The sequence below is a fragment of the Flagellimonas myxillae genome (genome assembly GCF_023502235.1).
Taxonomy (GTDB): domain Bacteria; phylum Bacteroidota; class Bacteroidia; order Flavobacteriales; family Flavobacteriaceae; genus Flagellimonas; species Flagellimonas myxillae.
On the sequence record NZ_JAMFLY010000001.1, the window covers coordinates 606138 to 617868 of the forward strand.

The 11731-nt window shown below is 42.7% G+C and carries 7 protein-coding genes, 1 tRNA gene and 1 pseudogene; 4 read left to right on the top strand and 5 right to left on the bottom strand.

Features of this window, described 5'->3' with window-relative positions:
* Positions 1–93 precede the first annotated feature (93 nt).
* The 4 genes from M3P07_RS02890 to M3P07_RS02905 all read right to left on the bottom strand — a co-directional run bounded on the left by M3P07_RS02890 (position 94) and on the right by M3P07_RS02905 (position 7211).
* Positions 94–777 carry a 3-keto-disaccharide hydrolase gene (locus M3P07_RS02890; protein WP_249968391.1) on the bottom strand — a complete coding sequence of 228 codons (684 nt, stop codon included), beginning with the start codon at positions 775–777 and terminating at the stop codon, positions 94–96.
* A 388-nt stretch (positions 778–1165) separates the two neighbouring features.
* Positions 1166–3910 carry a T9SS type B sorting domain-containing protein gene (locus M3P07_RS02895; RefSeq protein ID WP_249968392.1) on the bottom strand — a complete coding sequence of 915 codons (2745 nt, stop codon included), beginning with the start codon at positions 3908–3910 and terminating at the stop codon, positions 1166–1168.
* A gap of 156 nt (positions 3911–4066) precedes the next feature.
* The gene (locus M3P07_RS02900) at positions 4067–6811 is read right to left on the bottom strand and encodes a T9SS type B sorting domain-containing protein (protein WP_249968393.1); all 2745 of its coding nucleotides are present in this window, start codon (positions 6809–6811) and stop codon (positions 4067–4069) included.
* A 193-nt stretch (positions 6812–7004) separates the two neighbouring features.
* Complete coding sequence (locus M3P07_RS02905; protein WP_249968394.1) at positions 7005–7211, bottom strand: hypothetical protein; 207 nt, start codon at positions 7209–7211, stop codon at positions 7005–7007.
* Between M3P07_RS02905 and M3P07_RS02910 the strand changes: the two genes are divergently transcribed.
* The 4 genes and pseudogenes from M3P07_RS02910 to M3P07_RS02925 form a co-directional block, all read left to right on the top strand.
* Positions 7178–7251, top strand: a tRNA-Pro gene (locus tag M3P07_RS02910). The genes M3P07_RS02905 and M3P07_RS02910 overlap by 34 nt on opposite strands.
* 218 nt (positions 7252–7469) lie before the next feature.
* The gene (locus tag M3P07_RS02915) at positions 7470–8729 is read left to right on the top strand and encodes a site-specific integrase (protein WP_249968395.1); all 1260 of its coding nucleotides are present in this window, start codon (positions 7470–7472) and stop codon (positions 8727–8729) included.
* Between the two features lie 232 nt (positions 8730–8961).
* Complete coding sequence (locus M3P07_RS02920; RefSeq protein WP_249968396.1) at positions 8962–9513, top strand: BfmA/BtgA family mobilization protein; 552 nt, start codon at positions 8962–8964, stop codon at positions 9511–9513.
* A gap of 155 nt (positions 9514–9668) precedes the next feature.
* Positions 9669–10034, top strand: a pseudogene (locus tag M3P07_RS02925) (alpha-N-acetylglucosaminidase C-terminal domain-containing protein); the annotation flags it as partial.
* Positions 10035–10089: 55 nt separating this feature from the next.
* On the opposite strand, the gene M3P07_RS02930 reads toward M3P07_RS02925, so the two are convergent.
* Positions 10090–11727, bottom strand: a complete 1638-nt coding sequence (locus M3P07_RS02930; protein WP_249968398.1) for a glycoside hydrolase family protein — start codon at positions 11725–11727, stop codon at positions 10090–10092.
* Positions 11728–11731 lie beyond the last annotated feature (4 nt).

Below are 11731 nucleotides of genomic sequence, written 5' to 3' on the forward strand. Positions count from 1 at the left end.
TACTATCGTTTATTTGAACTGAAACTTAACTAGATTGTATGCTGTGAATTTTGGAAACCTTACGAGCTAATCTTAATGTTGGCCCCTAAAATCTTATTCTGTCAATCCATTGATATTTTGTAGGTCCAATTTTCTGAATTCAACCTCTGCACCTTCGGCCTGAATGGCAATCTGTCCGCTACTTACCGTAGCATGATAACCGTAGTTTACCAGTTCTCCATTGAGCCAGACTTTGATCTTATCGCGATAGCATTCAATTACCATATTGTTCCAATCTCCAAGCGGTTTTTCGGAACCATCGGTAAGGTTCAAAATTCTACGTTTGGTTCCTTCCGTGGTTCCCCATTCATTCTTTGGCCCTCTTCGCTCCTCCATATTATCTACGGTGATATCTTCTACAATTACCCAAAAATCCCCAGCATTTTCATGTTTCATTTGAACTTCTAATGACTTTGGAAACATTTGATATAATGACTTGGGTGTAGAAGCATGTACCAATACTCCACAATTGCCGGGTTCACCAGGAAATCGATATTCAACTTCAAGGCGATAATCCTTAAAGGTTGAATCAGTAATAAGGTGACCTCTAGGTTCGCCTAAGCTCACTAAAATACCTTCCCTAACGACAAATGGTTTTGGGGAATTTGGCAAACTGTCCAACTTAGGAACGTCCATATGCCAACCTTCTAAATTCTTACCATTGAACAATTCCTTTTTTTCTTTTTGACATGCGCAAAGGAATAAAAGAAGAATTCCTAACAATCCTAATTGTTTCATCTTCATAATTTTATAAGTTGAACCACTAACTAATCCAGTATTTACACTAATTAGATTGTAAAAAGAAAAGTAACCAGAATATCGCCCAAATCAAACCTAATGAATTGATTATTGTCGAAAAGTCATCTTTACGATTCTTTCTAAGGTCTTTGATCGCAGGAATCAACAACAAATTTATTGAAAGGGTAATCGGTAGGATCATTATCCCAAAACCCATCGGCCCTCCCCAATCTTTTAATATCACAAAGGTGCACCATAGGAAGTAGATGTTGATAAGAAGAATGGATATTGAAAGTATTTTCGGTACCGCAGGAGGAACAAGTCGCCTAATTTTAAAAATATACCTTACCACATCGTTCGCACTCATAGATTCCCATAAGGGTACTTCTCATCGTTTTAACGTAAAGTGTCCTTTGAAGGATCTCCCATCTTCCAAAGAAACGCTAAACCAATAATCAGACGCCGGTAAAGGTTGACCATTCCAACTGCCGTCCCATCCCGGGGAGGCTGGGTCGACTTGGGCAAGCACATTGCCATATCGGTCAAAAATGTAGACGATGGACTGGGACTGGATATCCCCGCTAATCCCTTGGATCTGCCAAAAGTCGTTTACGTTATCGTTGTTGGGTGTAAAGAACGCCGGATGACCGATCACGGAAAATTGAAATTCCACCACTTCACAACCATTAGCATCCCTGGCATAGGCCTTGTGGATTCCTGGAGTTACATTCTGAAAAATATTGCCCGGCTGAAAAGGCCCAAGTGGGTCATCAAGTGAAAACTCAAAATTGCCGTTTTCCACCAGTTGGACTGTTGCCGTACTCTGTGAACTGATCAGGCCATCCACCTGCACATCGACAATTTCTGGAGGGTCTATCGTCGTAACTTCTATAGTTTTGAAAGCTTCACAACCCGTTCCATCCGTTTGCATGGCATTTACTGTGAAAATCCCCGCTCCGGGAATATCAAAATTCTGTCCAGTACCTACCACATTGCCTTCAGCATCGGTCCATTCATAGGCATAATTGCCTTGTGGATTTCGCGCACCTATGGAATAGGGCAATTGGTTCTGGCAAATTTCCAGGGTCGGTTCCAAATCAAAAAGTGGGCCCTCATCCACAGCCAAGGTGATATGTTCGCCTAGCCCAACACAGGCATTCTGGTCCGCGCCATCTACCCGGACCCAAATACGCTGTTGTCCCGGGGAACTTGCATTCCGGTACCGGGATGGATCAATGGGATTGAGTTCCGATAAAGCGTCTGATTCTGAAGCGTAGAACCCAACGGTAAAATTGCTGTTCGATGGGAATAGCGCAAGAATTGAATTGGTAGCATCGCTAAACTCAAAGGTTCCAATACCGTCGGCGTAGTTATTATCAATACCATCGTCACAGGCCCGGACCTCCAAGTTAAAATTACTGGGAATGGCAGTGCTCACCACCCTTAGGTCCAGCGTAGTAATATCAAAACAGCCCAGTTCGTTTTCGACCCGAACATACAATTGGGAACCAGAAGCGTTGGAATAAGACTCAGGATTGGGAATGGGACTTGAACCACCCCTTGCCCCACGTTCAGAATCGTGAAAGCTAAAGGTAAGCCCTTCGGCAGCGTTGATCAGGGAAGCAGACTCGAATAGATTAAAATTGGAGAAGCCGTCCCCATCTAGGTCACATTGCACCAACTCCGCAGCATTGGCAAAGGGTAGAGCGGTAACTTCAACTTCCTTGGTATAGGTTTCAACTTCGGCACCTTTGGTGATGGTGGCGGTAACTATGTAGGTCCCTGGTCTGTTATACACATGTTCTGGGGATTTGTCCACCGTATTCAGAACCGGGGAACCATCTCCAAAATCCCATGCAATATTATCTGGGTCGGGGAGATAATTGGTTGAGAGCTTGGTGGAGTCATCCACGCAAGCTTCTTCATATTCTACCCGAACTTGAAAATAGGATTGTACAAATGAGGGAAGCCCCTTGTGGCTACTACGACTCATGGGAAGGCCATCTTCTACATAGTTACAGGCCGCACCAAGTTCCTTGGGATTGTTGATTACTCCCAAATGCCGGCGTTGCACATGGGCCTGATATATTTTTCCATCTATGGCCAATTGTAAGGCGGTAGGGTCGACCAAGGATTCAGCTATTTTTTGATACCTATTGTTGTTTTCTAAATCTATTTGCACCAGTATACTTCCGTCATTATCATGACCACTTGGTGGAACATCCCCATTGTTATAGCTGCTTACCGTGGCATACAGCATTTTGGAATCGGGTGAAAACTCCACCCCGTATGCAAACACAAAATCATCGTCCATCAATTGTTGCGCATTGGAAATCGCGCCAGTCAAAATGTCAAAATCAAATAGATAGAGACTTCCAGGGGAATGTCCGCTGGGATCAACATTGTTCATGAAATTGGCCATCGCCAATTTGGTGCCATCGGGAGACATTTTTATCTGCCCTTTGGCGTTGCCAGAATAGGCTCCCAAATGTATCGAAGGCCCCACTTGGGAAACCACTGGGTTTTCATCTACTCCATTTTCGTCTACCTTGAAAGCATAAAACGAATCATTGAAATGGGCTACGACCCAGTAAATTTCTTCACAGGGATCTTTGATGGCAGTTAGTTTTTGAGAGCATTTCAAGGCCCTTTCAAATCTATTGTCAGGATCGTACGTAATAAGATGTGCACCCCGACTGCTGATGGTTCCAGGCCCCGTCATGTTCACTTCAAAAAAGTTGAGGCCATCCCCGTTCCAAACGATGGTATCGACGGTCTCATAGTCATCCGTTATAAACAGATAGTAGAAATTGGGGAACCCTGGTTTGGGAACAATAATTGAAGATTGTGTGCTAAAATTGCTTCCGGATAAAGCCCTACTACCAGGCATTCGGCGGTGTAACCGATTATAAGCAATTTCTGAATCTGTATAAAAAAGTAATCTCCCTTCCTCTGTAGAAATGGTGGCGCTACCCTCATAGGTATCCATGTCGCTACCTACCAAAGATTGCGGGACGAGACTATTGAAATCAAGCCCTGCGTACTGTCCAAAATGCCATATTCCCGCCTCTCTGTCTTGGGCGCACGCCATTCCAAACCAACATGCCATTAGCAATGTAAGTGCTCTCTTCATAGCAAAATCGGAGTATTATTTCTTTCCTAAAACGATGAAAGTTAATAGCTATCAACTCTAAATATAGTGAATTCATGATTTTAGCCATTAAGGAGTGGATAAAATGGGTTGTTCCTCAAGAATATTGGATAAACAGAAACGACAGGACAAATGAATTTATCGCTTCAAGGTAAAATGCCCTTTGAATGACCTGCCATCTTCCAAGGAAACTGTAAACCAGTAGTCCGAAGCGGGTAAGGGTTGACCATTCCAACTCCCATCCCATCCCGGAGATGCGGCATCGACTTGGGCAAGCACATTGCCATAGCGATCATAGATATAGACTATGGATTGGCTTTGGATATCGGCGCTGATGCCCTGAATTTGCCAAAAGTCGTTGACATTGTCGTTGTTGGGTGTAAAAAATGCCGGATGCCCAATCACGGAAAACTGGGATTCCACAACCTCACAACCGTTAATATCCCTAGCATAGGCCTTATGCACTCCAGGAGGTACATTTTGAAACACATTACTTTTTTGGAAAGGGCCAAGAGGATCATCCAGCGAAAATTCGAAGTTTTCGTAGCTAACTAATTCCACGGTTGCGGTGGTCTGCAAGCTGACCAGACCGTCTACTTTAACACCCAATATTTCAGGGGGGTCAATAGTGGTTACTTCGATGGAACTATAGGCCTCGCATCCCGTTCCATCGGTCATTGTTGCTCTAAGGGTATATGTACCTGCTGCTGGAAGATTAAAACTTTGGTTTGTACCCAAGACAGTTCCATCCGAATCCATCCATTCATAGGTATAGTTGTCTAGAGGGTTTCTGGCACTAATGGGATAGGGCAGTTGATTGAGGCAAACTTCCAGAGAGGGTTCCAAATCAAAAATGGGCCCTTCATCAATGACCAAGGTAACATGTTGCCCAAGACCGATACAAGCATTTCTATCAGTGCCGTCCACCCGTACCCAAATATCCTGCCTGCCAGGTGAATCCTCATTTCTGTATTGGGTAGGGTCGAGAGGGTCGGTTTCCGATAGCGCATCTTCGGAGGAGGTATAATAACTTACCTGAAAGTTGTTGTTTGCAGGAAATAGGGCCATTATCGAACTAGTAGCCCCACTAAAATCGAAAGTTCCAATACCATCCCCATAATCGTTGTCCACTCCATCGTCGCATGCCCTGACTTCCAAAGAAAATCCGCTTGGAATTGCCGTACTGACCACCCTTAGGTCCAAGGTAGTGACATCAAAACATCCTAAATCGTTCTCCACCCGAACAAAGAGTTGGGCCCCCAACGCATTGGAATAAGTTTCCGGATTCCCAACAGGACTTGAATTGCCACGTGCTCCACGTTCTGTATCGTGGAAACTAAAGGTAAGCCCATCTGAAGCATTGATCAAGGTAGCGGCTTCAAGCAAATTGAATTCCGAGAAGCCATCCCCATCTGGATCACACTGCACCAGTTCGGCCGGATTGGCAACAGGTAAGGAGGTTACCTCCACTTCTTTGGTATACGTCTCCACATCGGCTCCTTTGGTTATGGTGGCGGAAACGATATAGGTTCCGGGACTCGTATACACATGCTCGGGGGACTTGTCCAAGCCGTTTAGAACCGGAGAACCATCCCCAAAATCCCAAGCAATGTTATCGGGGTCGGGGAGATAGTTTGTCGAAAGCTTGGTTTGGTCGCCCACACAGGCTTCTTCATACTCCACCCGAACTTGAAAAAAGGACTGTACAAATCCAGGGAGGCCTTTTTGGCTGGTTTGGCCAGTGGGTTGTCCGTCTTCAACATAGTTACAGGAAGCACCAATTTCCTTGGGATTATTGATTACCCCTAGATATCTTCTTTGCACCTGAGCGTGATAAATCTTACCATCAATAGCCAATTGAAGAGCGGTTGGGTCGTATGGGGAATCAGCAATTTTCCGATAATTGTTGTTGTCCTCTAGGTCCACTTGAACCAACATACTGCCCGTATTGAAAAAACCGCTGGGAGGGACATTTCCGTTGTTGAAACTGCTTACAGTGGCGTATAGTTTTTTGGAATCGGGAGAGAACTCCACCCCGTAGGCAAAGACTAAATCATCGTTCATGAGCCTTTGCTCATTGGATACCATTCCAGTATGTACATCAAAATCAAAGAGGTAAAGGCTACCAGGGGCGTGACTTTCTTTGTCGACCCCATTTTGAAAATTGGCCATGGCCAATTTGGTGCCATCGGGTGACACCTTGATTTGCCCTTTAAAATTTAGGAAAGGTTTGCCTAACTCAACAGAAGGGCCAATTTGGGAAATAACTGGAAGGTCGCTTACCCCATTTTCATCTATTCTGAATGCGTAAAACGCATCTTTAAAATGAGTGATGAGCCAATATATTTCGTGGCAGGAATCTTTTATTGCGGTAAGTTTTTCCGAGCATTTCAATGCTCTTTCAAACCGGTTGGAGGCGTCGTAGGTAACCAAATGTGCCACGTCGTCTCTAATTGAGCCTGGGCCTGCCATTCCCACGGTATAATAATTGAGCCCGGATCCAGTCCAGACTACAGTGTCCGCAGTTTCGTAAGTGTCCGTTACAAATAGGAAATAGTTATTAGGGTTGGAAGGGTCTGGAACGATAAGTGCCGACTGGGTACTGTTTGTACTTCCGATAAGAAATCGGCTTCCCGAGACTAATCTATGGGAACTATTATGGGCGCTTTCCCCATCAGCATAAAAAATCAAGCGGCCTTCATCGGTGGATATCGCTGAGGTTCCTTCGAATGTATCGCTGGCACCAATGGCTAGGGAACGTGGTGTAAGGCTATTAAAATCTAGTCCCGCATATTGCCCAAATTGCCAAACCGCCGCTTCCCGGTCTTGGGCGCATACCAAACCGGTCCAAATTGCCATAATGGTCAAAAGTGTTCTCTTCATGGGCAATTAGACAATGTTGTCTTAGGTAAAACCTTGAAAATGAGTTGCTATCGAACTAAAGATAGCAATTCCACATTAGTAACTGTAAAAGCACGGATTAAAATGGTTGGGTGAACCAAAAAATAGGGTGAAATGAATAGTTTGATAAATCTTTCCAAATTGTATATTTGCACTCCCAATTTGCAATGCATTGCTAGGAAATTGGGTATTGTTTATTGAAAATTGTTGACCGAAGGTCAATTACGGGATGTGGCCCCTCGGTCATACTCGGGATAAACTCCGTCTGGTACCCAGACTGCTTTATTGCAGTGGGCGCATTGGAAATTGGGTATTGTTTATTGAAAATTGTTGACCGAAGGTCAATTACGGGATGTGGCGCAGTCTGGTAGCGTACACGCATGGGGTGCGTGTGGTCGCTGGTTCGAATCCAGTCATCCCGACGAACCACTTTTCAGTGGGTATCAAAGCACTGTCAACTGACTGATTGACAGTGCTTTTCATTTTTATTGCATTCATCTGATATCATCTAAAATCATATAAAAGGTGTAGAGTTCGGTGAATGAATTGGTACGTTCCTTGTGCATAATTTTGATAGCATATAAGGCTATTTAGGGTCGTCTTTGCAAACAACCAATGTTTCATTTAAAAGACCTGTATCATGCGGAACAACAGTACATTAAAGGTGCTCATCTTTACCAGAGACCACACAAACAATCCAGAAAGACTAACCATTTATGCACGGATAACCGTGGATGGAAGACGGGCGGAAATCAGTTTGAAACGCTACGTTTCGGTGAGTGATTGGGACGAAATACGAGGTAGGGTCATTGGCTTCTCTCAGAAAGCACGACTCCTGAACAGTTATCTGGACGAAGTCTATGTGCAGATCATGGACTCACATAAACAATTGTTGGGTGAGGGAAAAGTTATTACCGCACAGGCCATCAAGGCCCGTTTTCTTGGGCAGGACGACCAAAACAAAACTTTAAAGGAACTTGTAGAATACCATAACAAGACACAGGTATTGGTACTTCGACCGGGTACCATGAAGAACTACTATTCAACGGAAAGATATCTGGATAAGTTCTTAGACGAAAAATTGAAGCTCCCCGACATCTATTTGAAACAATTGAGCTATAGGTTTATTTTAGATTTTGAACAATACCTCAGGACTTATCAACCCAAAAAAGCGAGAAAGACCTGTTCAAACAATGGGGCCATGAAACATCTGGAAAGGCTCATGAAGATGGTAAACCTTGCGGTAAGACTTGAATGGTTGGCAAAAGACCCGTTTCGTAATTACAAGCTCAACTTTCACAAAACAGAACGAAGCTACCTTTCCGAAAGGGAACTTCATCTTATTGAGGAAACAACTTTCAGTGGAGCCGGCTATGAAAAGGTAAAGGATGTATTTCTTTTTTCATGCTATACGGGGCTTTCCTATATAGATGTCAAAGAATTGAAACCCCAACAGTTGGTTCTGGGAATCGACGGCAACCTTTGGATACATACCAAAAGGGAAAAGACCAATGAGACAGTAAAGATTCCATTATTGCCCAAGGCAAAAAAGATTATTGAGAAGTACAGAAAAGATGCAAGACCTGATGTCTTGGGAAAACTTCTTCCCGTTTATAGCAATCAAAAGACGAATTCATATCTAAAGGTAATAGCCAAAGCCTGTGGTATCCATAAACATATAACTTTCCATACGGCAAGACACACTTTTGCTACTACAGTGACTTTATCCAACGGAGTACCGATTGAAACCGTTTCCAAAATGTTGGGTCATACCAAACTCACCACTACCCAAATCTATGCTAGGGTACTTGAAAGGAAAGTGGGAGAGGACATGCAAAACCTTATTGCAAAAATTGAAACCAAAAATAATATTGAGAAAGTACGATATCAGAAAAGATGAAAAGGCATTTCATGTTTTCAGGATTTGATAGTGGAACGGTCAAATTCGGAAAAGCAAGAGGGTAACGCGCTAGAGCGACGTTACGTTATGATAATTGATTTTAAAATACTGAAAATCAATTATTTAAAAATAGATTAAAAAGGAGCTTGAAAAATTAAATTGTAACAATTCACCCTAAAACCTTTATAAATTGGGCTTTAGATTGTCACAATTGAATGGGAAAAATAAGAAAATGGATCAATTCGGAACCATACGGCTGCACCATAGAACCATAAAAAGGTTCAGGCGATTTTCAAGGAAAATCACCAAGTCCTATTCTGAAACTTTGGAAGTAGTCATGGATTTCTTTGAATGGCATGGAATTACCCCTTCAAGTCGATTTCCGAAGCGGGTTGATGAAGATGGGGAGAAGACCCGCAAAAGAATAAATGCTCTTATCGCTATTGTAAAGGATATAGAAAAGACCCAGACATTGCCAACGAATGAAATGCTATTGGCCCTTTTTGGACATCATGAAATTGTTAAAAAGAAAAAGGAACCGATTCGGGAAGAAACGATGTTCAAGAAATTGACCAGGGAGGAATGGAACAAATTGGAAAAAACGGTGCCGAAGGTTAAATATGAGTTTTTGGAACAGGATTATAAAACAGCAACTAGAACAGCATTGCATTTTCTGGACAGGGTGGAATGGGTAAAACCCAGGTTCGGTTCTCCCTATTACAGAGTGGACACGGACGCAGGGGAACTGCACATTCTAAAAAAGAGATTCAAAGATGGCTTTTGAGCAGTTACCTCGCTCAGTAGTATTAGTCCCTGGTAAGGATTTGGGGCTTGCAGCGCGAAATTTGATTTCGCTCGTTTAATTAGTTTGACCTTCTATATAATGGAATCCGACTTTTTGTTGGGCAAATGGATTAATGATGCCAGAATGTTGGCACAAACAAACAGCAAGCCGCCATAGATGAAAAAAACGCACGTATGCAGGTTACCACATTAACCGAAGGTGAAAGTATACTCAGGGATTATGCTTGGTGGGAATGGAACAGCTTGCTGAAAACCTATTATAAGCCTAGATGGGAAATGTTTATTGAAGAAATGAAAAATCGTCTTAAAGGACAAACGGCCAAGGAAATTGATTTTTATTCACTTGAGCGCAGTTGGATGGAACAAACATGGGACGAGCAATCATATAATGTAGTACCATCCGGAGACGCAATAAATATTTCAAAAGAAATTTTGGGAAAGTGGAACTTCCTCAATGATGATTCGTTGATGTACAATGGCCAAATCCAAAATCATCTGTAAAAAAAGAAAACTCGGTCCTTGCTAGGTAAGAATTGACCCCTGAATCTGATATTTTTTATTTGATGACCTTTCCTTCATGGAGATTTTTAGGCTTATTGGGGTGTAAAATTGTAATTCTAATTCTCCTGTCAATCAAATCTTCCCGGTTGGCCTTTATTTTAATAAGCACATCCGAGTATCCGAAAGGATCCAATTTTGGAATGGTGGCTTTTCCCATGATTGTCCAATTGCCATTTTTCATTTCTTCCACAATCATTTTAGATGATCTTGACTTTACTTGGCCAAAATTATCGACCCTTACCATTAATCCATTAGTTTGAAGCTTTGGATCACGTGCCGATAAAATGGGCTCGATATAGTTTATCCATGGCAAGCGGGCATAACCAAAAACCAACTCACCTTGCTTAGTTTTCCCCAATAATTTTACCGTAAAATTGTCATTGCCGATACCATTGTCCGTAGCATCAAAGTGTACGATAAGGTCTGCCCCGTGCTTTTCCGTTCTCACTGCCTTGCATCCTTTTCCAAAATTTACTTTCTCGGGTGCTCCGAATCGTAACGAACTCAAATCAAGGTCGGTAATTGGGTTAAAATCCTTTTCATGCTTTATGCGCACAGAAATAGTTTTGGTTTTCGATGAAATTTTTCGCTTGTGAAGTAGTTCTAACTGTTTTGGGACAGCAAGAGGAATACCGATATTTTTTGAACTATGCCCGTCCAGGGGCTTGTCTTGGAACTTTAGGGTGTCTATCACGGCAAAATTGGCTTGAACTGCCCTTCCCAAACTGTCTTGCAATATTTTTATCCGTTCGTATTTGAACCAATCTTCCATGGTGCCATCTTCATACTTGGCAATGCCTGGCAGATAAGCCTCGCCGGGTTCTATTTTCCATTTAATACCGTTTTTTGACCGTAGGTAAAAAGCTATGCGACCCAACCAATCGTTTACGATCATGTGATACTGCACATGGTCCCTCCATACAACAGGGTCTTCAAATTCTCCTTCAACAGGCGGGTAAACACTTTTATCGGTTGTTTGGTTATACGGAGCCACACCGTCCTTGCTCAACCATATGCTACCTCCCCTGCACACCATAAGATAAGATCCATTTTCTCTTTTTGCGAATGACAGATTGGAGAGCCCTTCAATGATTGGTCTGTCCCTAGGATCAAAATCAAACTTGCCGTATGTCCACGGTCCATTAATATTGTTTGATAGATAATAACCGTTTATTACGTAAATTGCGTACCTACCGTCCTGTAATTGAAATGCTTCAGGGTTGTGTCCTTCCCCTATGGTTTCCACAACCTTAAAAGGTCCTATCGGATTTTTGGAAACAGCATGGACAACTTCCGAATTGGGCCACTCCATATGTCCTTTTGAAGAATCTTCACGCCATCTGCAAACAAACATATGGTATTTACCATCGTTTCCCATTAAAATATTTCCACCCCAATAAGACCAAGCTTTGTCTTCAATACCATTGTTTTTATATCTGGGAACCACGTTTTTTCCTCCCCAAACTTGGGACGTGAGGGAATCTAAAACGGGAATGGGCCTGAACAGATCCATAAATCTTCCACCCTCACTTAAACTATTCCATTCCGCAGGTCTTTCCCTATGTGTTGTTTGGGCGTTTGTCACAAATATCATTGAGATAAATGAAACCAGGGTGCATACTTTGATTTTCATGTTG

Coding starts and splice junctions, on each gene's coding strand:
- M3P07_RS02895 (WP_249968392.1), bottom strand. CDS start 3,910: ATGAAGAGAGCACTTACATTGCTAATGGCATGTTGGTTTGGAATGGCG.
- M3P07_RS02890 (WP_249968391.1), bottom strand. CDS start 777: ATGAAACAATTAGGATTGTTAGGAATTCTTCTTTTATTCCTTTGCGCA.
- M3P07_RS02915 (WP_249968395.1), top strand. CDS start 7,470: ATGCGGAACAACAGTACATTAAAGGTGCTCATCTTTACCAGAGACCAC.
- M3P07_RS02905 (WP_249968394.1), bottom strand. CDS start 7,211: ATGCGTGTACGCTACCAGACTGCGCCACATCCCGTAATTGACCTTCGG.
- M3P07_RS02900 (WP_249968393.1), bottom strand. CDS start 6,811: ATGAAGAGAACACTTTTGACCATTATGGCAATTTGGACCGGTTTGGTA.
- M3P07_RS02920 (WP_249968396.1), top strand. CDS start 8,962: ATGGATCAATTCGGAACCATACGGCTGCACCATAGAACCATAAAAAGG.
- M3P07_RS02930 (WP_249968398.1), bottom strand. CDS start 11,727: ATGAAAATCAAAGTATGCACCCTGGTTTCATTTATCTCAATGATATTT.